Genomic DNA, 23,859 nt, shown 5'->3' with positions numbered 1-23,859 from the left:
CAAAAATCATGAAATTTTTACTAATATCAATACGTTGCTGAAGTTTAGTTACAGCTGGTTCATTTCCTGTCTTAGCAACTTTACGACCAGCGAGCTTATTTATCATTGTTGACTTTCCAACATTAGGTAATCCAAATATAATAGCTCTTGTAGGTTTTAAGACAGTTCCTCTTGAGGGACATTTTTTCTGAGCTAAATCAAGTATTCTTTTTACTATATTTTTATCTTCTAAGGTATTAACTGCGATAGCACTTCCTTTATAAAAATCAAGCCACTGTTTAGTTATTAGAGGATCAGCTAGATCACTTTTTGACAAAATTCTTATTATGGGTTTGTCACCAACAATATCTTCTAAAACATGATTACTGCTAGAGTCAGGAATACGTGCATCAACTATTTCAATAGCAATATCAGTAGAAGGCATTTTTTTGCGAAACTCTTTGGTAGCTTTATGCATATGCCCAGGAAACCAATGTAACATTGTGGATAAAAAATATAAATTTGGTTAATATAGAGTGTGATTTTACCCATTGGAGAAACTATATGCAAAGTTATATTATAAAAGGTGCCAAAATTTATGCTCAGAATGGTTTTCAACATAAGGATATTGTAATCAAAAACAATGTTATAAGTGCTATAGATGAAGATATAAAGGTCGCTGAATATAATTTGCCTGTAATAGAACTAAGCTCTGATGATTATGTAATTCCAGGGTTTATAGATATTCATATACATGGATCAATGGGCGCAGATGTTATGGATGCTGATATAGATGCGTTACAGACAATATCAAAATCACTATATAAGCAGGGAGTTACAAGTTATCTTGCTACAACAATGACAGCTTCAAACGACCATATTTTAAGAGCAATGAATGCAATCAAATCTTATAATTCACATCAACATACAGACAGTTCAAAAATTGTTGGGGTTCATTTAGAGGGCCCATTTATATCTCCTGGTAAAATTGGAGCGCAGAATCCAAATTATTTGCAGCAGGCAGATGTTGCTAAGATGGCAAGTTGGCACAATGCTTGTAATAATTTAGTCAAAAAAATAACAATTGCTCCAGAAATAGAAAATGCTAAGCAAGTTATAGATTTTTGTAATAATCATAATATTGTCAGTTCGATTGGCCACACAAGCTGTACTATGGCGCAGGCTCTAGAAGCGATAGATCATGGATGTTCACATGCTACACATTTATTTAATGCAATGAGTCCCATCGATCACCGTAATCCAGGTGCCGCTACGGCACTACTGATGTCAAAGAAAGTTTTAGCAGAACTAATAGTCGATGGTATACATCTTCATCCAGATATGGTTAAGTTTGCTTATGAAATCAAAGGTAGTGATAATATTGCTCTAATTACAGATGCAATGTCAGCACAATGCGCAGGAGAGGGTGTATTTGATCTTGGAGGTCAAAAAGTTATAGTTAAAGATGGTCAAGCAAGATTAGAAAATGGTGTGTTAGCAGGAAGTGTATTAACAATGAATAAAGCTTTAGAAAATTTTATTAAATTTACAAACTGTAGCTTACATGATGCAGTTAAGCTGACAAGTACAAATCAAGCTAAATCTTTGGGTTTTAAAAAGGGTAATATCAAAGTTGGCTATGATGCTGATCTTGTTGTTTTAGATAAGTATTATCAAATCAAACAGGTATTTAATTAGAAGATGAAGTTTTTAATAATAGACACATCGAGTAAGTATTGTTCTATAGTATTATCTGTAGATGGTCAAGTATATAACGATACTAGAGAAATTCCTCGTCAGCACAATAAGTATGTACTTGAAATGATTAAAGGTGTCTTTGATAGTTCTTGTACTGATATTAAGTCTCTAGATTTCATAGCTTATGGTGTTGGACCTGGTAGTTTTGTTGGAGTAAGACTTGCTGCAGCGATTAGTCAAGGCTTCGCTGTTGGCTTAGATATTCCTATTATAGGATTTTCAAGTATGTTTGCTTTAGCTAAAAGTACACCAGCAGCATCCGAAAAAGTAGCAGTAATTCTCGATGCTAAAATGGGTGATTTTTATTTGGGGCTCTATAATTTGCAGACAAATCAAATAATCTCTGAGAATGTTTATAAACTTGAAGAATATTCACAAGAACTATATTCAGGTTATGAATTAATAGGAGAATCTATTGCTGAGTTAGAAATAGTTAATAGAGATTTTAAGATTGATGTGGGTAATATTGTAGAGTATATTTTTGATAAGTATCAGCAGCAAAAAGAAACTCAAAGCTTAACACAAGAAACCTTTCCTGTTTATTTGAGAGGTACTAGTCACTGGAAAGCTAAAGGAGAATAACCTTATGTGTAGATGGTTAATGTACCATGGTGATAAAATCAAAATGAGTGATTTATTAGTAGACCCTGAGAACTCACTTATACATCAAAGTATACATTCATCTCAAGGTGCTGTTTCTGTTAATGGCGATGGTTTTGGTATCGGTTGGTATACAAGTTTGCACAAAGAACCAGGAGTTTTTAAGGACTCACTACCAGCTTGGAATAATCAAAATTTGATATCTATAGCTAAGCATATCAAAAGTAGAAACTTTATGGCACATATCAGGGCAAGTACTATTGCTCCGACATCTCGAGTAAATTCTCACCCATTTGTATTTGATAATCATCTTTTTATGCATAATGGCTCTATAGGTGATTTTGATGATATTCGTCAAGAGATTGAACAACATATCAAACCTCAGTATTTTAAAGCAAGATTTGGTTCTACTGATTCAGAAGCTATTTTTTTATTAGCGCTTTCAAATGGTATTGATGATAATCCAACTTTAGCTATAGCTAAATCTATTGAGCAAATAACTAAGATCCAAGCTAGAAATGGTCTAAAAGAAAAGGTCAAAGCAAGTATTGCATATTCCAATGGACATACATCATATTCGCTAAAAATGTCTACCATTGGTGACCAACCATCGTTATACTATATAAGTTATAAAGATATTATAGAAACTCTAAAACTGTCACAAAAGCATAAGCTCAAAAATGGATATCTGGTACTATCAGAGCCCCTAGTTGATTCTGACTTGTACACATATATAGATAATTATTCTTGTATTGAGATTAAACATAATGAGTTTAAAGTAGAAAAGTTATAAGGAACTAAAATGGCATCACTAAATACAAAGATTCAGAATGTTTCGACTTCACCAACTAATGCGATGGCAGCATTAGCAAAACAAATTAAAGATCAAGGTCATGATGTTATTTCGCTTGCTATCGGAGAGCCGGGTTTCAGTTCTCCTGATATCATAAAACAAGCTGGTATAGAAGCTATCAATAATAATATTACAAAATATACTAATGTAGATGGTCTTAAGGAGCTACGAGAAGCAGTTTCAGCTAGATATAAAAGAGAGTATGGCGTTGATTTTGCTGCTGATCAAATCTGTATAACATCTGGAGCTAAGCATAGTTTACACAATATATTTAACTGTATTTTAGAAGAAGGAGATGAGGCTATTTTCTTCGCTCCTTACTGGGTGTCATATCCAGATATGATTGCTCTTACAGGAGCTAAGCCTGTTGTAGTTAAAACTAAATTTGAGAATAGTTTTGAGATAGATGTTACAGACTTAGAAAAACATATTACAGAAAAAACAAAGGCTGTTATTATTAACTCGCCAAACAATCCAACGGGATTAATTTATTCAAGAAAGTGCATAGAAGATTTAGCTAACTTGCTCAGAAAATATCCTAATATTTGGATAATTGGTGATGATATATACGATCAGCTTTATTTTAATAATAGAATTACTCTAATAACAGAAGTAGCTCCTGATCTAGCAGATAGATATGTAATTGCTAGTGGAGTTTCAAAAAACTTTGCTATGACAGGATGGAGGGTTGGTTTTACTATTGCTCCAAAATTGTTAAACGATGCAATGAAAAAATTTCAATCACAATCGGCCACTTGTGCTTGTTCTATATCTCAGTATGCAGCCATTACTGCTATGCAAATGCCGTCTCAGGATTTGCAATATTTTGCTGATTCATATAAGCAGAAAGAGCAATTTGTTACCAAGTGCTTGAAAGATATGCCTTATATCGATGTCAAAAGAGCAGATGGTACTTTTTATCTTTTTCCAGATATTCGCGATTTAATCAAGCATACTGGCTTTAGCAGTGATATAGAGTTGTGTAATGCGTTGCTTGAAGAAGAGTATGTTGCAATGATGCCAGGAACAGCATTTGGCTTGTCTGGATTTGCTAGAATAAGTTGTGCAAATGAAATGCCAGAATTAGAAGAGGCTATGAGTAGACTTTCTAGGTTTGTTAAACGACATGTTTCTAAGTGATTTTTAGTCTACAAAAATTGTTAGATTACAATCTTCTATATTGAAAACTTTACTAAATATTTTCGACTCTAAAGCACATACCTGCTAAAATTAAATATATTATTTCTATTGTAAAGCTTTTATGAAAAGATGTGGCTATATTTCAATTATTGGTAGACCAAATGTTGGTAAATCAACGTTACTAAATAACATACTAAAATATAAAATTAGTATTACTTCACGCAAACCTCAGACAACAAGACATCAAATAACGGGAATTAAAACTCTTGGAGATACTCAGTTTATCTACGTTGATACTCCAGGTATCCACATAGATGAACCTAAAGCGATTAATAAGTTTATGAATAAAGCCGCTACAGCTATGGTAAAGGAAGTTGATGTGATTTTATTTGTGGTTGAGTTAGGCAAATGGACTGAGTTAGAAGATAATATTGTAGAGAAATTAAAATATTCACAAGTTCCAATATTTTTAGTTGTTAATAAAGTTGATAAGAAAAAATCATTGGAAGCTTCAATGTTTATTGAGTCAATTAAAGAGAAATTAAGCTTTTATGATGTGATATATGTATCTGCTAAGCAAGGACATAATGTAAATGAACTTGAGTCAAGAATAGAGAAGCTTTTACCTGAATCAGAATATTTTTTCTATGAAGATGATCAAATTACTGATAGAAGTATTAAGTTTATGGTTGCTGAAATAATTCGTGAGAAAATTATGCGAACTATAGGTAATGAAGTACCGTATCAAATAACTGTAGAAATAGATAGCTATAAGGTTGATCAAGAAAAAAGCATAGTTGATATTTATGCTAGTATTCTTGTCGAAAGAGACAGTCAGAAAGGCATAGTTATTGGAGCAAAAGGAACCAAGCTTAAAAAAATCGGTACTGATTCTCGTATAGATATCGAAAGATTAGTTGGTATGAAAGTTAACCTTAAGACACATGTTAAAGTAAAAAGTGGCTGGTCAGATGATGAAAGAGCTCTGAAGTCACTTGGATATGATCTAATATAAATTTTGATATATGCAGCGATTAGAAATCAACAAGTCGCGAAAGTATAGAGCAATCGTTTATTCTTGTTTGATATTTCTAACAAGTTTTGTGGTTGGTGCTTATTTATAACCAAAACATTATTTTTTATTTAGGTGGATTTTTAATTCTATTATCAATATTTTTTGAATCTCGACCAAATAGGCAAGTAATCGAAGCAATTTTATTACCAAATGAATCAGATAATGAATCTTTAATATTTATAATAAATAGCAATGAGTCTGATTTTTGGGATATCAGAAAGTACATTATTATAAATGCTTGGATCTATATTTACGCAGTTCAGCAGGGTTCTAATAAAAAAATCAAAATATGGTTACATAAGTCAAATTTCAAAAATAAAAATGATATTCGTGATTTGGCTAAATATATTTCATTTACTGAAAAATAATTAATCTTCAGTATAATCTTAGGTATACTTTCATCAAGTATATATCCACAGATTCTTTCTAATGTTAAATGAATTTAAATCCCAGTTAAGAGGCCATCTAAAAAGTAATCAAATTGTTGAAAATGAGCTACTTCGTTACGCATATTCTACAGATGCTAGTTTATACAGAATGGTACCTAAATTAGTGCTTATTGTAAAAAAAGAGCAAGAAGTAATACAGATCATTAAATTAGCTAATCAGTATAATATTAAACTAACGTTCAGAGCGGCTGGAACTAGTCTCTCTGGTCAAGCAGTTACGGATGAAGTGCTTGTGGTTTTAGCATCTGATGCATGGTTAGATTATCAAATTATTGATGATGGTCAAAAGATTAAGCTTGAGCCGAGCATAATAGGAGAAAATGCTAACAAATATCTTAAAATATATAATCGTAAAATTGGTCCTGATCCAGGTTCAATTAATAGTGCTAAGATTGGTGGTATTATTGCAAACAATGCTAGTGGGATGTGTTGTGGCACAGCCAAAAATTCTTATGCAACTTTAGATTCAATACGGATTGTGTTTTCAGATGGTCAGATATTAGATACATCTGACTCTAATAGTATTAAAAACTTTAAAGATAATAATCAAGATATTATAAGTTCAATATTATCAATTCATAATCAAATCAAAAATGATGTAGAGCTTGTTGATTTTCTTAAAAAAAAATTCTCAATAAAAAATACTAGTGGCTATAGTTTAAATGCTTTTCTAGATTTTGATGATCCCATAAAAATCATAGAAAGATTGATTATTGGCTCAGAAGGTACTCTTGGTTTTGTGAGTAATGTAACATTAAATACAGTGGCAGATCATAAATTTAAAGCCTTGAACTTAATATATGGAAGTCTTGATGAACTAGTAAAACTTACTACACAATTAGAGCCTTATGCTCCATCATCTGTTGAGTTACTTGATAACTTATCATTAAAGTCAGTAGCAGATGTGGCAGAATTACAACCCTTTTTGATAAATTTTGAAAATACTGATACTGCTGCAATTATGGTTGAAGTATCTGAGGATAGTCAAGGTAGTTTAGATAGCAAGCTTGATATAGTAAATCAAAGTATTGAGCGGGCAAATATAGTTCATCAAGTAGGTTTTAGGCAAGATGAACGAGATATTCAAACTATGTGGAAGGCACGGAAAGGTATTTTGCCTACAATCGCTGGACAAAGACCAAATGGTAGTACTGTATTGATTGAGGATATCGCAGTAAAAATATCTGACTTACCTAGTTTAATAACAGATGTAAAAGAATTATTCATCAAATATAACTATACTAATGCAGCAATTTTTGGTCATGTTTTAGCAGGCAATATTCATTTTGTCCTTACTCCAGATTTTAATGATGAAAGGCAGTTAATTGAGTATGATCAATTTATGCAAGATATTACTTCATTAGTTGCAGAAAAATATAATGGGTCACTAAAGGCAGAACATGGCAGTGGTCGAAATATTTCACCATTTGCGATAGTGGAATGGGGTGATAAATGTTTAAATATTATGTGGCGTATTAAAAAACTTTTTGATCCCAAAAATATTCTTAATTCAGATGTTAAACTTACGAAGGATAAGAATTTACACATTAAGAATCTTAAAGAGCTAAATAGTGTTGATGAAAAAATAGATAAATGCATGGAGTGTGGTTTTTGTGAGCCAGTTTGTCCATCAAGAAATTTGAGTTTAACTCCAAGACAAAGAAATACTGTTGCGCGTAAAATTCAAACGCTAGGTAATGAGCAAAAACAACAATGGCTCAAAGATTATGATTATTACGGTATACAAACATGTGCTACAACAAGTCTCTGTAAGACACGATGTCCTGTTGATATTGATACTGGTGATTTTATTCTTAGTCAGAAAAAACTACAAAATAAGCTAGTTAATCATGACAAAGAAATAAATAAAGCAAAACAAAAAGTTAGGTTAGGAAATTTAGCAGCCAATCTAGTTGGAAAGAAAAATCTCCAGAATATGACTAAGTTATTACATAATAATTTTAAATCTATTCCCGTATATCTAGAAACTATGCCAAAAGTTCAATCAGCAAGCTTTATCAACTCTTCGAAAGAGAATACCAAACCAAAAGTATTACTATTGCCTGCTTGTCCAAATAGAATTTTTGCAAGTAATAAAAAATATGCAAAGTATCCGAGCCAATTAATATTAGAAAAACTAGGTTTTGAAGTTAATTACCCGCAGAAAACAAGTAGTCAGTGCTGTGGTCAGATGTATCATTCACAAGCAAATTTTATTCAGCAACATGTATCTCAGGACTTATTGAAGCAAAGTATAGATTATACTCAATATGATTATGTTGTGACTGATAATAGCTCTTGTGCTAATTTTGCTAAAGATCAAAATTTAAATATTATAAATATCAACAGTCTAATTATAGATAAGCTAGATGCTATTAATTTAAATAAAAAGTTTAGTAAAATAGCTTTGCATATTGATTGCTCTACACGTAAGCAGAATATTGATAATAAATATCTAAAAGCACTGAAAAAATGTAGTACTTCTGTAATTGTTCCTGAGCAAATCTACTGCTGTGGATTTGCCGGAGATAAAGGCTTTACAACTCCTGAGTTAAATGCCACGAGTTTAGAGTCTCTTAAACCACAAGTCAGTGATTGTGAAATCGGTGTTAGTTTTAACCGTAGTTGTCAGATAGGTCTGTCATATCATGGACATTTAGAGTATATATCTTTTACAGAGTTATTATTAGAATGTTTAGATTAGAGAGTTTATTTAAGTTGATTAAAGATGTCTTGAGAGACTTTATCAACTGCTTGGTCACCATCTATTTTTATGTATTTTGGCGTTTTTGTATTTGCAGATGAGAAGTTTCTATAAAAATCGATTAACTTAGAGGTTTGAGCATGGTATACAGAAAGTCTTTCTCTAACTGTGTCTTCATTGTCATCTGTACGAGTTATTAAATCCTCTCCAGTAATGTCATCTTTGCCCTCAACTTTGGGAGGGTTAAATTTAGTGTGATATGTTCTACCAGATGCAGGATGAACTCTTCTGCCTGTTATTCTTTCGATTAGCAGATTATCTTTGACATCTACTTCAACAATATAATCGATATTTACACCTAGCTTGTCTAGCTCTTCAGCTTGGATTATTGTTCTAGGTACACCATCTAACAAAAATCCATTTTTGCAATCATCTTTAGATATTCTATCTTTGACGATTTTGATAATAAATTCATCCGAGACTAGTTGCCCAGCATCAAGTACTTTTTTTAACTCTTTACCTATTTCACTACCTGATTTGATAGTTTCTCTTATCATATCTCCAGTAGATATGTGAGCAATATTATATTTATCTTCGATTATCTTTGCTTGAGTTCCTTTACCAGCTCCTGGAGCACCTAAAAGTATTATACGCATAGTTAATTTAGCCTTAACGTTTTAAACTATAGTTTACTTAATGTGGTTTTAATTATAAAATAAACAAACTTATATATCTAGAAATAGAGTATCTAATTTTAGGCTATAGTTTTTATAAGAAATTTTATGATATCGTTACTACTTGAAAAAAGACGCAAAAAAGCACAAAAGACAGTTTTAGGTATTGAATATGACAGATATTCATTAGCTAGCGTGAAGCTCGATAAAAAAGGAGATAGTTACACATTAGTAAGTTGTAATAGTCACGTATTTGCTCCAGAAGCTTATTTTGAAGGTGAATTAACGAATGAGTATGTTGGTAACGTTGTTGCAGAAATCATAAAGGAAAATAAGTTAGGTCGCTTTGTTAAACTAGGATTTACTAGTTATAATGAAATTGATGTCACTAAAGAAGAAATTACTTGTGATAAAAGAGCATTGGAAATTATCAAAAAGGAGGGTGTATTCTTTTATATAAATGAGTATTTCTTGAAGAAACGTTTTCCAGATACGTATACAGACATGGCGTATGACTATTACGATGAATCAGAAAGTAATGGTACTTTGATCATATACTATATTTCAGATATTGAAAAAATTAAAAGATTATATAGTATCGCAAGTAAAGCAAGACGGGCCTTATCTGTATGTACTTTAGATAAACTTGCAATTAGTAGTTTTGTTTCAGAGCTTTTTATCGGTGAGATATCTCAATATTCGAGTGATAGTGTTTTTTTAGGGTTATATTCAGATAAGTTGTCTATTTATAGTTTTTCTCCTCAAGGCGAGCTAAAAAGTTATGAATCTATAAAGATTTTTGATGACAATATTAGTGATGTAGCATATGTGGATGAAGTTATTCAGTTGTTGCTAAGATTTATGGATTTTATGTCCTTAGATTTTGGTGAAAATAGCTTTGATAGTTTTGATGAAATCCAAGATAATAATGTTTATGTATATGGTATTAAGCAAAATTTTGAGAGCATTTTTGAATCGATAAAGGATTTATCACAAAAGAATTGTAAGATACTTGATCCATTCATAAATATAGATTACCAAAAGTTTGGGGATATAGAGCAACCATATAGGTATGTTTTACCAATAGCAATTGCTATGAAGGAGGCTCTATAAGTAATGAAGGATCTTAATTTTGTACGTGGTCGTTGGCGCCAGAAACAGCTTACTTATATAGGCATAGATCTTGGGTTTATGATATTAGTGGCCTTTATATCTATGTTTATTCTCTCTATAGTGTTCTCATGGTCTAGTGATGAAGATATTAAAGTAGAGAGATATATCCAAACTCAAATTACTAAGCTAAACAAAAATGTAGCTGAATATCCAACTGTCAAAAGTCAAAGAGATAAACTATTGGATGTATCTTCAGATTTAGCTAATATCAAAGCTAGTCAATATTACATACTACTTGGTTTAGAAAAAATTTCTAGAGCAATAACTGATCAGTTATATATTACAAACATAAATTATGTTGCAAATACAGATATTCTTGTTATTACAGGTGAAGTGAGAGATTTGAAATTACTTTCAATTTTTATGAAAAACTTAGAAATTGAGTTTAGAGTTAAAAAAGTTGAGCTTAAGAATTTAGGATCTGAGAAAAATGGGCAAAGGAGTTTTTCTTTAGAGTTTAAATTTGGTGAAGGTAATGCGTTTAAGGGAGAGAGTGTGAAATGGTAGATAAAATAAGAAGATTCGTTTTATCTAACAAGTATGCTGTAATAGTTATAGATGCTCCATTAAAGATTAAGCTACCAGTATTAATAATTACTTTTGGATTATTTATATTTATTTTCTATGGTATTTTGGTTAGTCCTGTGATTTCACAAGCGAATCAAAGAGAAAGTCATATAAACTCAATGGAGTCTCAAATACCAAGACTTATTAAGAAAGAAAAAGATTTAGAAGCTCTTAAAGAACAAGTGAAGGTATTAGAAAAGCATAATATTGAGGAAAGATTTAGTATTCCTGAACGTCATTCTGTACCTATTTTCTTATCCGCGCTAAATGAAGCTATTCGTAGTTCTGGTATTACAATTATTGATTTATCACCAGCAGGTGTGGAAAAAAATAAATATTTAGACTTATATGCGCTAGATTTTAAAGCTAAATTAGTTGGTGATTTTACTCAGTTGATTAAATTGTTCGTAGCTTTGATAGATATGAAAGATATCGCCGTTATCACTAATATAAATATTAAAAAAGAGTCTGATTCTAAAATAGTTACTGAGCTAAATTTGCAGACCTATTCACGTCAAGGAGTAGGAGCGTAATTTAAATGAGTAAATATCAAAGATTAAAATTGTTATGTCTAATATTATTGATAGCTGGTTATAGTAATTGTTATGCTTCTTATCAAACTAGAATAGATCAGGTTAATCAACTTATTCAGAATAGTACTAAGACTACAAAAAGTACAGAAAAGCTTGATATTCCTGAATATAAAGGAGATACATTAACTTTTGAGAGATTATCAAAAATACGTAATATTTTTAATATAGATCACAAGCTACCTTTTGAAAAAAGAGTACCTATCAAAGGGGTTAAACAAACACAAGAAGTTGTTAAACTTAAGCCAATAGTTATTCCAGAGGAACTTAAAGAAGTTATGAGTAATAAACCTACAAGTTTACAACAGTATCCATTAAATTCCTTTAAGTTTAAAGGAACAGTTTCTCAAAATAATCAAAAATGGGGTGTAGTTGAAAACTCAATGGAGAATAAGCCAATATATATAAAAGAAGGTGAACTCATTGGACAAAATTATGGGAAAGTCGAAAATATTACCAAAGAAGGTATTGTAGTCGATGAATGGAAAAAAAATGATCAAAAGAGAGTTTGGCAAAAAACTCCAGTTACTATACATTAGGGTGAATTAATGTTTTTTAGAAATAATAAATTATTAACTGTTTTGACTCTATTGGGAGGATTGCTAGGTTGTGAAGCCTCATTTGCAGACTCACAAAATAGCAGTCAAACACCAGCAAATCAGCTTCAAGAGGCTAAGCCGCCGGAAACGAAGATAGTTGGAAGAGATGAAAGTAAAACCACTAATTATAGCAAACATATTAAAGATCTAGAGTTTCATCGAAGTTTGAATGGTAGTGCTGTTTTTGATGTTGCTTTTGAAGAAAATATTAGCAATTTCGCTGGATATAAGACAAAAGTATCTCAAGATGGCTATACTCTTACTATAACTTTTGATGATACAACCATATCTGATAAATGGGTAAGTAATATTGATACTAAAGTATTTAATACGATAGTAGATTCAATAAAAATTCTTAAAGACAATGGTAATGTCATTTTTGTGATACATTCTCTAGATAGAATTGCTTTGAGTGATTTTAAAGAGGGTAATACTTTTAAGTTTAAAATTGATAGACGTAATAGCCGTGTTGAAGGCTTTAACGTTAACGAGCCTATAACAATATCTTTTAAAGATACGCCTGTACAGACAGTTCTTCAAGTCCTATCAGAATTTGCAGGATTAAATTTAGTTGTTAGTAGTAGTGTACGTGGAAACGTGTCTATTGATCTTAAAAATGTTCCATGGAATGAGGTGATGAATATCGTTCTTGTTAGTAAGGGACTAGCTACCAAAAAAATGAGTAGTATTCTTTATGTTGCGACAGCTGCTGAAATCGCAGCACAAGAACAACTCGAGCTACAAACAAAAAGATCATTAGAAAATAACGCGACGTTAGTAACAGAGTTTATTCCTTTAAACTATACTACAGCACAAGCAGCTCAGACAGTTATTACTTCTATGGCAAAACAAAATGGTGGAATTATGTCGCCACGAGGTAGTATAACATCAGATGCACGTACAAATACGCTTATTGTAACCGATACAGAGGAAAAAATTCCACTTATCAGGAATGTAATAAATGAAATTGATATACCTAATGATCAAGTACTTATAGAAGCAAGAATTGTAGAAGTACAAAGAACAAGTGGTTTAGAGTTAGGGTTTAATTATGGTGTTAGTCACCCATCGGGACTTAATGTAGGACTTGATACATTTCGTAATCCAACTCCAAAGCCTGGAGAAACAGATACTAGTGTAGTAGCTAGTACTGCAAGACTTGCCTATACTCTGGCAGGGGGGCTTCAGTTAGAAATGGAGATAAGAGCTCTTGAGAATGAATCATTAGCTAATCTGGTATCATCACCGCATTTGGTTGTTTCTAATAATGAAACAGCATTTATTAAAGATGGTAAAGATGTACCATATCAACAAGCAACTGCTTCAGGTGCTGCATCTGTAGCATTCCAAGAGGCAGTGCTAGAGCTTCAAGTTACTCCTCAAATTGCACCAGATGGTAATATTGTGATGGAAGTACTTGTAACAAAAAATAGTGTTGGCGCATCTTCAGGTAAAACCTCAACAGGTGAAGACTTACCTCCTATAATCAATAAACGAGAAGTAACAACCAAAGTAATGGTTAAAGATAGTGAAACTGTAGTGATTGGTGGGATTTATACCAAAGAGCAAACAGAAACGCGTAATAAAATACCATTTTTAGGTGATATACCTTATTTGGGTTATTTATTTAGTTATACTAAAATAGAAGATAGGGATGCAGAGCTTTTGATTTTTATAACACCTAAGATTATTGAGTCGAAGGTCCAAAAATGATAGCAGATAATAGTTGCAATAATATTAATATTTAGGTATCTTATAGCCTATAATTTTTTATGTACAAGGGGTGATTAGTAACAAACTATCACAGTGTGTAATCAACTTATAATTTTGAGTCAAAAATGATAAGAACAAAAAATATTTTCTTAATTGGTCCAGTTGGTGCTGGAAAATCTACTATTGGTAAGCAATTAGCTAAACAGTTAAAATTAGAGTTTATAGATTCTGATGATACAATAGAAAAAAAGTGTGGTGTTGATATTAATTGGATCTTTGATCTAGAGGGTGAAGAAGGCTTCAGGAAGCGTGAGCGAGATGTTATTGCTGAAATTTTGGCAGAAAAACAAAACATAGTTCTAGCTACTGGTGGTGGTGCTATACTTGATCCAGATACAAGATCATTGTTATCTTCACGTGGTAAAGTTGTTTATCTTGAAGCAACTATTGAGCAACAACTTGAGAGAACGGCAAAAGATACAAAGAGACCTCTTTTAAGAGTTGATGATAAAAAACCTGTCTTAGAGCAATTAATGGCTGAGAGAGAGCCTTTATATAGAAGTATTGCTGATGTTGTGGTTGAAACAAATGGAGCAACAGTAAAAAATATAGTTAACAAAATATCTACATTCTTAGTTGAAGAAACAATACTGTGATTAGTGAACTATCAGTAAATCCTACGTCTAGTGAAAGTTATAATATTATAATTGATTCTTCACTAGATCTTTCTCATATTATTTCTCATATTGAAAATAAACAAGTCTTAGTTGTCACTAATACTACAGTAGCTGGTTTATATCTTGATAGTTTTTTAGATTCAATGCCTAATGAATTAGACATTAAGACATGTGTACTTGAAGATGGTGAGCAATATAAATCTCAAACAAGCTTAGATAAAATATTATCATCTTTGCTAGAAAATCAATATACTCGAAATTCAACTGTTTTAGTGGCACTAGGCGGTGGTGTTATTGGTGATATTACAGGTTTTGCTGCTGCTATATATCAGCGAGGAGTAGACTTTATCCAAATTCCTACTACACTATTATCACAGGTAGACTCTTCTGTTGGTGGTAAGACAGCAATAAACCACCCTTTAGGCAAAAACATGATAGGAGCATTTTATCAGCCAAAACTTGTTTATACATCTGTGCAATTTTATCAAACTTTACCTCAACGAGAATATATATCTGGTATGGCTGAAGTTATTAAATATGCTTTTATCTCAAAAGATTTTTATCATTGGCTTGATTTAAATAGAGATAAAATTTTAGCTAAAGATGCTTCTACTTTGATAGAAATGGTCAAAAGAAGTTGTCACATTAAGGCTCAAGTTGTCGCGGAAGATGAAAAGGAAACTACAGGCGCTAGAGCAATCCTTAATTTCGGACATACATTTGGTCATGCTATTGAGAAATGTCAAAAATATCTAGGTTTAAAACATGGAGAAGCAGTAGGTGTTGGAATAGCTCAGGCTATAGATTTTTCTTGCTACCTAGATATAATTTCACAACAACAAGCAAAAGATTTTAAAAAATTTATAGTTAGCTTTGATATTTCTATTGATTTCCCTAGAGATATTTGTCAAAAAGAGTTTTTAGATGCAATGCTTTTGGATAAGAAAAATAGTAATAAAGAGTTAAAATTTATTCTTATAAAAGATATCGGAAACTTGGCTTTACAGAAGCAGTCTAAAAAAGATTTAGAATTATTCTTGAAAGTTTCTAATAGAAAATAATTGATTATATTGATATTCTATTTGTATTAGTGATTTATATAAGATTCTAAAATATGAAAAATAAAATTTTAGTGGTATGGATATTGTTATTTTCATTGTCGGGAGTTTCTTTTGCAAGCTATACTGTTTTAGATGATAAAGGTAAAGCTATAACTAATTGTGCTGATTTAGAAATAGAGAAAGATAATCAAGATAGATTTTCTAGAGCTGTTTTTTCAAAATGCAATAATAGAGAAGTATTCTCTTATACTGGGAATTTTAGATATCAAGAAAGATAAATATTATAATTTTAAAGGCTAATACAAATAAAATAGCTTTCTGAGATATTTCAAATTTATTAGTCTAGTTAATTTTTGTTATCTATCAAACTTCTAGTAGCTTTTTTTAACTCATTTCTGTAGTAATCAAGATTTTTTGAAGACTCAACTTTTAGATCTTTGATTTGTTGAGTGAGAAATGCAATTTGGCTCTCTAGGCTTTCTTTCAAGTCAGATATACGTTGCTTAGATTGTTCCTGAATAAGATCACAGTATGATTTAGCATCTTTAGCTAATCTTTCTGCTGTCTCACGGCGAATACTCTCTTTTACTAATGCTGAGTATAGTTTTTTGATTTTGATTTCATCATCAGATTCATTAAGTAGAGTCGACCACTCATCTGAAATATTGCTAAATAAATCTAGTTCATCGATATCTTGAAGTATTTTTGTAACATTTTGACTGATAGCCATTAAATTTAAATCCTTTTAGTATTTTTTAGTTTGAATAAACTTATTTTAGATAGGTAATAAATAGTTATGAATAAACCTAAAATTATAGAGCAAATAATACCGGATTGTTTAGCTAAATAAAAGAGTATTTTTTGAAATAATTCCTTTAACGATATTGGTTGTCTTAAGTGTATAGTATAAACTAGTGTAATCCTTATATTTAATAAGCTTGACTATTTATGATAATAAAAAATGATGATCTTATATTCAGCTCAGTAGAAAAAATAAAATACTCTGCACGTAGAGGTATGCTAGAGCTTGATATAATATTAGCCCCATATTTAAATAATTGTTATATGCAAGAAGATCTTGCCGGTAAAAAGTTGTTTGTCGAGTTTTTGACTAGCGAAGATAATGACATGTTTGACTGGTTGTTTAAAGGAGTTACTCCACCAGATAGATACAGAGAGCTTATTAACAAAATTATTCTAGAAAAGAAAAAATTTAACAAAAATAGATTAAAGTAAGTATAAAAGGAAGCAATATGAATAACTTATTAAACCATTCAGGTGAGTATCCTATTTCAAATGAAATAATGAATATCTCTAAATATTGGCTTATAGAAGAAAAAGAGGCTGTAACTAAACTCGTAGATAAAGCTCATATGTCTAGTGTGCAAAAAGCACAAGTAAGAGAAAGAGCATATGGTTTAGTAGAAAAAGTTAGAAAAAATAGGCTAAAGAAATCTGGTATTGATGCTTTTATGATTGAGTATGACTTATCTTCTGAAGAGGGTATCGTACTAATGTGTTTAGCTGAGGCGTTATTAAGAGTACCTGATAAATACACCATTGATCTACTTATCAAAGATAAATTAACTAGTGCGGCATGGAAAAATCATGTTGGTAGAGAAAAACATTTGTTTGTTAATGCTGCTACATGGAGTTTGATGTTAACTGGTAAAATTTTGAAGAAGCCTCATGGAGCATATAGAAAGGTTTTTCAAAACTTGCTAAAAAAATCAAGTGAACCAGTAATTCGTCAAGCTATGAAGCAGGCTATGAAAATAGTTGGTAAGCAATATGTACTTGGTGAAACTATTGAAGAAGCATTAAAGGTATCAGAAACTAAAGTTGCTAGAGGATATAGTTATTCTTATGATATGCTAGGCGAAGCTGCAATGACTATGGCTGATGCTGATTATTATTATAGTCAGTATTTGCATGCTATAAATGAGCTGGCTAAATATGCAACAAATAAAGAGATTAAAAAGAATCCGGGTATATCTATTAAGCTATCTGCTTTACATCCGCGTTATGAAGTTGCAAAGCATCAAAGAGTTCATGAAGAATTGTATCCAAAGTTATTTAAACTTACTCAGTTAGCTAAAGAATATAATGTAGGAATGAATATTGATGCTGAAGAAACTGAGAGATTGCAAATATCACTAGAATTGGTAGAGAGATTGGCTCATGAGCCATCTTTAGATGGATTTGATGGGATTGGTATAGTTGTTCAGGCTTACCAGAAAAGAGCTCCTTATGTATTAGATTACTTAGCTAATCTTGCTAAGAAAACTAATCGAAGATTTATGATTCGTCTTGTAAAAGGTGCATATTGGGATGCTGAGATTAAACATGCACAAGAGCAAGGTTTAGCAGGTTACCCAGTATTTACACGTAAATATCATACAGATGTTTCTTACCAAGCATGTGTGAAGCAACTTTTTGAACATCATCAATATATTTATCCGCAGTTTGCCACTCATAATGCCCAAACTGTAGCTGTAGTGATGGAGTTGGCTAATGGCAATAAAGATTTTGAGTTTCAATGTCTACATGGTATGGGTGATCCTTTATATGACAATATAGTTGGTAAAGAAGGTTATGAAGATATTCCTTGTAGAATATATGCTCCGGTTGGTGGACATAAGCACTTACTTGCTTATTTAGTCAGAAGATTACTAGAAAATGGTGCCAATAGCTCATTTGTAAATAGAATCGTTGATGAGAACTTACCAATTGAAGAGCTAATAGAAGATCCAGTTAAAAAAGCTGTTGACTATGGTTGTGGTCAGCATCCTAATATACCATATCCAAAAGATATAGTAGCTCCTAGGTTAAATTCACAAGGTCATAATGCTAATGACTTCGCAGTGTTAGCAGATATGTATAAAAATATTGAGAAATATACTCTTAAAAATACATATAAAGCAAAGCCAATAGTTTCTAATGTTGATATTGACAAGAGCACAGCTGAAGCTGTTATAAATCCAAATACTGGTGATACAATTGGTACTGTGATTAATGCTGATGCTAAAATGGCAAAAAGAGCGTTAAAAAATGCTCAAAGTGCATTTGAAGATTGGAATAATACTCCAGCTAGTCAAAGAGCTGATATTCTAGAAAAATTCGCAAATTTATTAGAAAAGAATACTGATGAATTTATTGCTATAGCGATGATTGAAGCTGGCAAAACTTTATCAAATGCTATTGATGAGGTTAGAGAAGCTGTAGATTTCTGTCGTTATTATGCTGCTCAGGCACGTAGAGAATTTAATGGACCAATTGATTTACCAGCGCTATCTGATCATTTGAAACAGATTGAGTTTACAGGTCGAGGAGCAATGGTATGTATTAGCCCTTGGAACTTTCCTCTAGCAATATTCTTAGGTCAGATTACAGCTGTTTTAGCTGCTGGTAATACTGTTGTTGCTAAACCTGCTGAGCAAACTCCTATTATCGCTTATAAAGCTATCAAGTTACTATTTAAAGCAGGTCTTCCTAAGGGTGTCTTACAGTTTACTCCTGGAGATGGAGCAACTGTTGGTAGTGCTTTAGTTCAAAGTCCTGTATGTAAAGGAGTTATATTTACAGGCTCAACAGAAGTTGCTGGGATTATAAATCAAACATTAGCATCAAAATCTAGTGAGATAGTACCATTTATAGCAGAAACGGGTGGTCAGAATGCTATGATAGTAGACTCTTCATCTCTGCCAGAGCAGGTTACTGGAGATGTGATACGTTCAGCTTTTGATAGCGCTGGTCAGCGTTGTTCGGCATTGCGTATATTATGCTTACAAGAGGACATCGCTGATAATTATATCAAAATGATTGTTGGTGCGATGAAAGAGCTTAAAATAGGTGATTCAAAGTATATTGATACAGACGTTGGTCCTGTAATAGATAAAGAAGCAGCTGATAACTTAAATGCATATATAGAAGAGAAGAAAAAACAATTTAAACTTGTATACCAAGCTCAACCAAATGAGGATACTCAAAAAGGTACATTTGTAATGCCTACTGCATTTGAAATAGAGAAGTTATCTGACCTTGGTAGAGAACAGTTTGGTCCAATTCTTCATATCCTTAGGTTTAAAGCAAATGAACTTGGCAAACTTATAAAGGATATTAACTCTACTGGTTATGGATTGACTGCAGGTGTTCATAGTAGAATTAATGAGGTTATGAACTATGTTAAAAATAACATCAAAGCTGGTAATGTATATGTAAATAGAAATATTGTCGGTGCTGTTGTCGGTGTCCAACCTTTTGGGGGACAAGGTAAATCTGGTACTGGTCCTAAAGCAGGTGGTCCATACTATATGCATCGTTTGGCAAATGAAAAATTATCAGGTGTTGGTGCGGTAGAAGAGATTTATAATCCAGAAAAAATTGCTAATGATGAACTAGCTACAAACAAACTGATAAAAGATAAATATAGTATCACTAATATTGTAGCTGGTGAGAAAGCTAAGAAGGATAAATTTGTAGATCTAAAATCTGCTGATGGTAAGAATATTGGTAAAAAATATGTTGCCTCTGTAAGTACCGTCGATAAAGCTATAGAAGCAGCTTATGCAGAAGCAGATGCTTGGAATCATATAAATGCTGAAGATAGAGCTTTAATTGTTGAAAAATTCTTGGATTTATTAGAAAAAGAGCGTCATCTAATAGCATCATGCTTGGTTACTGAATCAAATGTATCTGTAGAAGATGCTCATATTCAGATTGATAAAACTATACAGCAAGTAGCATATTATTGCTTACAGGCTAAAAAGGAATTTGCACATCCTGAGTTGTTACCTGGACCTACAGGTGAAATTGATGAGCTAAGCCTGAAAGGGCGTGGTGTAGTAGTTAGTATGTGCTCAAGTTGTGACTTATTAATAAGATTTGTAGGTCAAACAACAGCTGCATTATTAGCCGGTAATACTGTTGTAGCTAAACCTGCATATACAGGTAGTTTAACAGCTTATAATATTGTTAAGTTAATGCTTAAGGCGGGTGTTGATCCTAAAGTTATTAATTTAATTTTATCTGATGATGAAGAGATTACTTCAGCGCTACTGTTCAATAGTAAAGTAGCTTTAGTGACTTTTTCAGGAAGTATTTCAGCAGTTAAACAAGTTCATCAAGCTTTGGCATTACGTAGAGGAGCAATTATCCCGTTTGTTGCAGAAAGTGTTGCTAAAGATGGTAAGTGCACTAGCTTAGCAATAGAAACAGCATCACCTCTATATTTGCGTAGATTCGTTGTAGAAAAAACTGTCAGTGTCGATACTACCGCATCTGGTGGAAATGCATCTTTAATGAGTTTAGAGGAGTAAAAAATATTGTAAACTCATATTCTTGATGGTAATTTAAAACTTACCTTGTCAAATTTTTTGTCAGTCGATGATCAAAAATTATCAAAAAGTTATAGCTAAAAAATATGTCAAATATTTTTTTGTCTAGTTTTAAATTAATTATAAGGAAAGAATATGAGTGATAATGTATCTGTAAAAAAGATGTCGTTGTTTAGTGCTGTATTGATCGGTACTACTTGTATGGTCGGTTCAGGCTGGCTATTTAGTGCTCAGCTTACAGCTAAAAATGCTGGTAACTGGGCTTTTTTGGCTTGGATTTTAGCAGCATTAATTGTTGTAATGATTGCGCTATGTCTTGGTAAAGTTGTATCTTTGTATCCAGTAAGAGGAGCTACAACTAGATCGAGTGCGATATCTCATAATAGTATTTTTGCGATGCCATTTGCTTTTGCAAACTGGTTTGGTATTGTTGTAGTTATTTCATCTGAAGCATTAGCAACTACTCAGTATCTATCTGGTGTTAAGTCTATGCAATGGTTAATGAGTGATGGCGTTTTGACTACAGCTGGTATGACTTTCGCATTAGCTGTATTATTTATATATTTAGTTATTAATTTTTATGGTGTTAAATTATTAGCTAGAGTCAATAATGCTATAACAGTATTTAAAATGGCAGTACCATTTATAATCGTTATTATATTTATAGCCTATGCATTTATACATAGCTCTGATCATGTTAGTATGTTTTCCGAAGATATTCCTAACAATTCCCAGTTTGGATTTGGCTCAGCTTTGACTGCTATTGTTGCTGGTGGTTTGATCTATACCTTCAATGGATTTCAAACAGTTGTTGCTTATGCTAGTGAAGTTAAAAATCCTGGTAGAAATATTCCATTAGCAATTATTTTAGCTTTACTTATAGTTTTAGTTTTATATTTAGGTTTGCAATATGCATTTATGCAGGCAGTTCCTCATCAATACCTTTTAGAAAAAGGTGGTTGGGCTGGATTAGATTTTGATTCACCATTATTACAATTAGCGACACTATTAGGACTTGGTTATATATCATTTTTGCTTATAGTTGATAGCGTAGTTAGTCCATCTGCTACAGGATATACATATTTAGGAGCTTCTTCGAGAATGCTATATGCAATGTCTTCAGAAGGACAGATGCCTAGATATTTTGCTAAAATTACTCCTGTTGTAAATATCTCGCGTAGATCTCTTCTTGCAAACTTTATTTTATCAGTTATATTTTTGTTTTTCTCAGATAACTGGACTGGTTTGATGTTGGTTGTGACAGGTTTTCACATTATAGGATATATGGCAGCACCTGTAAGTATGGGAGCTTTAGCGCCACGTACTAGACTATTTGGTTTGGTTGTATTTGTGGTTTTGACATTGTTACTTAATACAGTAGAGATTCAGACACAAATAAATATGAGTGCAATACTTGTAGTTTTAATAACTATATATGCAAGCCTTGAGTTTAGAAGAATTGGTATTAAAAATCTTTTAATGCTTATATTACCATTTATAATTTTTGTTTGTTTAACTACACCTATAACAAACTATTTTGCTGACGCTATTGTTGGTGCAGTATTCTATTGGTTTGTGACTGATAAGCGTTATGTAGCATTTTGTAGGTCTACAGCAAATGAGAAGAATATTATTGTCGATTAATGCTTTTTAGCTATAGTCATTAAACTTTTATCTATCTATAATACATCTCTAATATTATCAATTTATTTTGAATAATGAAAAATGCAAAATGGATTTTAGTAATACTGTGTTTAGGTTACTTTATAGATTTTTATGATTTGACTGTATTTAGCGTCTCTTATGTTGATTTACTAAAGCAACAATTTGGAATTTTTGATTCTACTAAAATTCAACAAGCTTATTACTTGATAAATAATATTCAAATGGTTGGTATCTTAGTTGGTGCAATCCTCTTTGGTATTTTAGCCGATAAGTTTGGGCGTATTACGGTCATAAAATATAGTATTTTGCTTTATTCTTTGACTACTTTATTGTGTATATTTGTAAATAATATCTACATTTTTATGCTACTAAGATTTTTAGCATACTTGGCTCTAGCAAGTGAGTTTGCTGTATCTAGTGTTTTGATAGTAGAATTTTTTCCGCCTAGATTAGCTGCTTGGGGAATGAGTCTTTTATATATTCTTGGAGTATTAGGAGGAGTGGTCGCTACACTTTTGGGTGTTTTATCTTATAAAGTAATGTTTATTTTTGGTGGATTTGCTGGTTTGGGAATATACGCATTTCGAAGAGTATTAGAAGAGTCACCATATTTTATAGAGTTGTATAAATCTGATAAATTTAAAAATGCGGGAAGTATTGGTTTTCTTATCAGAAATTATAATAAACCGCTGATTCTTAACTTTTTAATTACACTACCTTATTTCTTTGTGATAACTGTAATGTTTGCATTGGTGAAATTCATCGCGAATGATGTCGATTTTGCAAGTTTAGTTAAGCTGTTTTTATTTGGATTTTTTGCAGGAAATATTATTAGTAGTATTCTTAGCGGAATATATAACCAATATTTTAAATCACCGAGTTTATTTTTTGTAATAAATATAGTTATATTTCTGGTGAGTATCTTTGCGTATAAATATGTATCTAGTGATTTTATATTTTTCTATGGAATACTTATTGGGCTTATTGGTGGTGGTTATAACATTATGTGGGCACAATATGCAGCAACTGAGTTTCCGACAGAAGTTCGTTCATTAGCTACTAATATGATATTTGCCTTAGGTAGGACTAGTAGTATTTTCTTTGGGATTATTTTTGCTTATTGGATTACTAATGAAAGCACATTTAGAATGAATGTAAATATCTTAGCTGTATTAGTAGCTATTATGGTTTTACTAATAATTATGTTTTATAAAAGAGAGAAGATATTAAATAAGTAGAGATTAAT

The 23,859-nt window shown here is 31.8% G+C and carries 22 protein-coding genes; 19 read left to right on the top strand and 3 right to left on the bottom strand.

What is annotated here, in order from left to right; all coding sequences use genetic code 11:
* On the bottom strand, positions 1–481 hold a 481-nt coding region (locus tag FTPG_RS09910; protein WP_035722604.1), incomplete at its 3' end, for a GTPase.
* A gap of 62 nt (positions 482–543) precedes the next feature.
* Between FTPG_RS09910 and nagA the strand changes: the two genes are divergently transcribed.
* The 7 genes from nagA (at position 544) to FTPG_RS07840 (ending at position 8,558) form a co-directional block, all read left to right on the top strand.
* The gene (gene nagA, locus FTPG_RS07870; protein ID WP_004287911.1) at positions 544–1,677 is read left to right on the top strand and encodes an N-acetylglucosamine-6-phosphate deacetylase; all 1,134 of its coding nucleotides are present in this window, start codon (positions 544–546) and stop codon (positions 1,675–1,677) included.
* Positions 1,678–1,680: 3 nt separating this feature from the next.
* Entirely contained in the window at positions 1,681–2,319 is a 639-nt protein-coding gene (tsaB, locus tag FTPG_RS07865) for a tRNA (adenosine(37)-N6)-threonylcarbamoyltransferase complex dimerization subunit type 1 TsaB (RefSeq protein WP_004287910.1), read from the top strand.
* Positions 2,320–2,323: 4 nt separating this feature from the next.
* Positions 2,324–3,130, top strand: coding sequence for a class II glutamine amidotransferase (locus tag FTPG_RS07860; RefSeq protein ID WP_004287909.1), 807 nt, complete (start codon positions 2,324–2,326; stop codon positions 3,128–3,130).
* Between the two features lie 9 nt (positions 3,131–3,139).
* A complete protein-coding gene (locus tag FTPG_RS07855; protein ID WP_004287907.1) occupies positions 3,140–4,330 on the top strand; it encodes a pyridoxal phosphate-dependent aminotransferase in 1,191 nt (396 codons plus the stop codon).
* 121 nt (positions 4,331–4,451) lie between these two features.
* Positions 4,452–5,345, top strand: a complete 894-nt coding sequence (gene era, locus FTPG_RS07850; RefSeq protein WP_004287906.1) for a GTPase Era — start codon at positions 4,452–4,454, stop codon at positions 5,343–5,345.
* A gap of 95 nt (positions 5,346–5,440) precedes the next feature.
* On the top strand, positions 5,441–5,773 hold the full coding sequence (locus tag FTPG_RS07845) for a hypothetical protein (RefSeq protein ID WP_234367134.1): 333 nt from the start codon (positions 5,441–5,443) through the stop codon (positions 5,771–5,773).
* Between the two features lie 61 nt (positions 5,774–5,834).
* Entirely contained in the window at positions 5,835–8,558 is a 2,724-nt protein-coding gene (locus FTPG_RS07840; protein WP_004287904.1) for an FAD-binding and (Fe-S)-binding domain-containing protein, read from the top strand.
* A gap of 5 nt (positions 8,559–8,563) precedes the next feature.
* Here FTPG_RS07840 and adk read toward each other — a convergent pair whose 3' ends face one another.
* Entirely contained in the window at positions 8,564–9,214 is a 651-nt protein-coding gene (gene adk, locus FTPG_RS07835; RefSeq protein ID WP_004287903.1) for an adenylate kinase, read from the bottom strand.
* A gap of 126 nt (positions 9,215–9,340) precedes the next feature.
* Here adk and FTPG_RS07830 point away from each other — a divergent pair, with 126 nt between their 5' ends.
* From FTPG_RS07830 to FTPG_RS07795, 8 genes are all read left to right on the top strand, one after another.
* The gene (locus tag FTPG_RS07830; protein ID WP_004287902.1) at positions 9,341–10,345 is read left to right on the top strand and encodes a type IV pilus biogenesis protein PilM; all 1,005 of its coding nucleotides are present in this window, start codon (positions 9,341–9,343) and stop codon (positions 10,343–10,345) included.
* A 3-nt stretch (positions 10,346–10,348) separates the two neighbouring features.
* The gene (locus FTPG_RS07825) at positions 10,349–10,912 is read left to right on the top strand and encodes a PilN domain-containing protein (RefSeq protein ID WP_004287901.1); all 564 of its coding nucleotides are present in this window, start codon (positions 10,349–10,351) and stop codon (positions 10,910–10,912) included.
* Positions 10,906–11,505: a type IV pilus inner membrane component PilO gene (locus FTPG_RS07820; RefSeq protein WP_004287900.1), complete on the top strand. Its 600-nt coding sequence runs from the start codon at positions 10,906–10,908 to the stop codon at positions 11,503–11,505. The genes FTPG_RS07825 and FTPG_RS07820 overlap by 7 nt, the downstream gene beginning before the upstream one ends.
* Before the next feature lie 5 nt (positions 11,506–11,510).
* Positions 11,511–12,101, top strand: a complete 591-nt coding sequence (locus tag FTPG_RS07815) for a pilus assembly protein PilP (protein ID WP_004287899.1) — start codon at positions 11,511–11,513, stop codon at positions 12,099–12,101.
* A 9-nt stretch (positions 12,102–12,110) separates the two neighbouring features.
* Entirely contained in the window at positions 12,111–13,874 is a 1,764-nt protein-coding gene (locus FTPG_RS07810; protein WP_004287898.1) for a type IV pilus secretin PilQ, read from the top strand.
* A gap of 125 nt (positions 13,875–13,999) precedes the next feature.
* A complete protein-coding gene (gene aroK, locus FTPG_RS07805) occupies positions 14,000–14,530 on the top strand; it encodes a shikimate kinase AroK (RefSeq protein WP_004287897.1) in 531 nt (176 codons plus the stop codon).
* Entirely contained in the window at positions 14,527–15,612 is a 1,086-nt protein-coding gene (gene aroB, locus FTPG_RS07800; RefSeq protein ID WP_004287896.1) for a 3-dehydroquinate synthase, read from the top strand. The genes aroK and aroB overlap by 4 nt, the downstream gene beginning before the upstream one ends.
* 53 nt (positions 15,613–15,665) lie before the next feature.
* Positions 15,666–15,890, top strand: coding sequence for a hypothetical protein (locus tag FTPG_RS07795; RefSeq protein WP_004287895.1), 225 nt, complete (start codon positions 15,666–15,668; stop codon positions 15,888–15,890).
* A 68-nt stretch (positions 15,891–15,958) separates the two neighbouring features.
* Here FTPG_RS07795 and FTPG_RS07790 read toward each other — a convergent pair whose 3' ends face one another.
* Entirely contained in the window at positions 15,959–16,342 is a 384-nt protein-coding gene (locus tag FTPG_RS07790; RefSeq protein WP_004287894.1) for a hypothetical protein, read from the bottom strand.
* A 218-nt stretch (positions 16,343–16,560) separates the two neighbouring features.
* Between FTPG_RS07790 and FTPG_RS07785 the strand changes: the two genes are divergently transcribed.
* The 4 genes from FTPG_RS07785 (at position 16,561) to FTPG_RS07770 (ending at position 23,851) form a co-directional block, all read left to right on the top strand.
* Positions 16,561–16,848: an FAD assembly factor SdhE gene (locus FTPG_RS07785; protein WP_004287893.1), complete on the top strand. Its 288-nt coding sequence runs from the start codon at positions 16,561–16,563 to the stop codon at positions 16,846–16,848.
* A gap of 17 nt (positions 16,849–16,865) precedes the next feature.
* Entirely contained in the window at positions 16,866–20,930 is a 4,065-nt protein-coding gene (gene putA, locus FTPG_RS07780; RefSeq protein ID WP_004287892.1) for a bifunctional proline dehydrogenase/L-glutamate gamma-semialdehyde dehydrogenase PutA, read from the top strand.
* 153 nt (positions 20,931–21,083) lie between these two features.
* Positions 21,084–22,592 (top strand): APC family permease, encoded by a 1,509-nt coding sequence (locus FTPG_RS07775; protein WP_004287891.1) that lies wholly within the window; start codon positions 21,084–21,086, stop codon positions 22,590–22,592.
* 74 nt (positions 22,593–22,666) lie between these two features.
* On the top strand, positions 22,667–23,851 hold the full coding sequence (locus FTPG_RS07770) for an MFS transporter (RefSeq protein WP_004287890.1): 1,185 nt from the start codon (positions 22,667–22,669) through the stop codon (positions 23,849–23,851).
* The last annotated feature ends 8 nt before the right edge of the window (positions 23,852–23,859 follow it).

It is taken from the genome of Francisella philomiragia subsp. philomiragia ATCC 25015 (assembly GCF_000156715.1).
GTDB lineage: Bacteria > Pseudomonadota > Gammaproteobacteria > Francisellales > Francisellaceae > Francisella > Francisella philomiragia.
This window is presented reverse-complemented; position numbering and strand designations above follow the sequence as displayed.

Excerpts from the sequence above, each read along its gene's own strand:
- tsaB (WP_004287910.1), top strand. The coding sequence starts at position 1,681 with ATGAAGTTTTTAATAATAGACACATCGAGTAAGTATTGTTCTATAGTA.
- FTPG_RS07790 (WP_004287894.1), bottom strand. The coding sequence starts at position 16,342 with ATGGCTATCAGTCAAAATGTTACAAAAATACTTCAAGATATCGATGAA.
- era (WP_004287906.1), top strand. The coding sequence starts at position 4,452 with ATGAAAAGATGTGGCTATATTTCAATTATTGGTAGACCAAATGTTGGT.
- adk (WP_004287903.1), bottom strand. The coding sequence starts at position 9,214 with ATGCGTATAATACTTTTAGGTGCTCCAGGAGCTGGTAAAGGAACTCAA.
- FTPG_RS07840 (WP_004287904.1), top strand. The coding sequence starts at position 5,835 with ATGTTAAATGAATTTAAATCCCAGTTAAGAGGCCATCTAAAAAGTAAT.
- FTPG_RS07795 (WP_004287895.1), top strand. The coding sequence starts at position 15,666 with ATGAAAAATAAAATTTTAGTGGTATGGATATTGTTATTTTCATTGTCG.
- nagA (WP_004287911.1), top strand. The coding sequence starts at position 544 with ATGCAAAGTTATATTATAAAAGGTGCCAAAATTTATGCTCAGAATGGT.
- FTPG_RS07775 (WP_004287891.1), top strand. The coding sequence starts at position 21,084 with ATGAGTGATAATGTATCTGTAAAAAAGATGTCGTTGTTTAGTGCTGTA.
- FTPG_RS07860 (WP_004287909.1), top strand. The coding sequence starts at position 2,324 with ATGTGTAGATGGTTAATGTACCATGGTGATAAAATCAAAATGAGTGAT.
- putA (WP_004287892.1), top strand. The coding sequence starts at position 16,866 with ATGAATAACTTATTAAACCATTCAGGTGAGTATCCTATTTCAAATGAA.
- aroK (WP_004287897.1), top strand. The coding sequence starts at position 14,000 with ATGATAAGAACAAAAAATATTTTCTTAATTGGTCCAGTTGGTGCTGGA.
- FTPG_RS07810 (WP_004287898.1), top strand. The coding sequence starts at position 12,111 with ATGTTTTTTAGAAATAATAAATTATTAACTGTTTTGACTCTATTGGGA.
- FTPG_RS07815 (WP_004287899.1), top strand. The coding sequence starts at position 11,511 with ATGAGTAAATATCAAAGATTAAAATTGTTATGTCTAATATTATTGATA.
- FTPG_RS07770 (WP_004287890.1), top strand. The coding sequence starts at position 22,667 with ATGAAAAATGCAAAATGGATTTTAGTAATACTGTGTTTAGGTTACTTT.
- FTPG_RS07820 (WP_004287900.1), top strand. The coding sequence starts at position 10,906 with ATGGTAGATAAAATAAGAAGATTCGTTTTATCTAACAAGTATGCTGTA.
- FTPG_RS07830 (WP_004287902.1), top strand. The coding sequence starts at position 9,341 with ATGATATCGTTACTACTTGAAAAAAGACGCAAAAAAGCACAAAAGACA.
- FTPG_RS07785 (WP_004287893.1), top strand. The coding sequence starts at position 16,561 with ATGATAATAAAAAATGATGATCTTATATTCAGCTCAGTAGAAAAAATA.
- FTPG_RS07825 (WP_004287901.1), top strand. The coding sequence starts at position 10,349 with ATGAAGGATCTTAATTTTGTACGTGGTCGTTGGCGCCAGAAACAGCTT.
- FTPG_RS07855 (WP_004287907.1), top strand. The coding sequence starts at position 3,140 with ATGGCATCACTAAATACAAAGATTCAGAATGTTTCGACTTCACCAACT.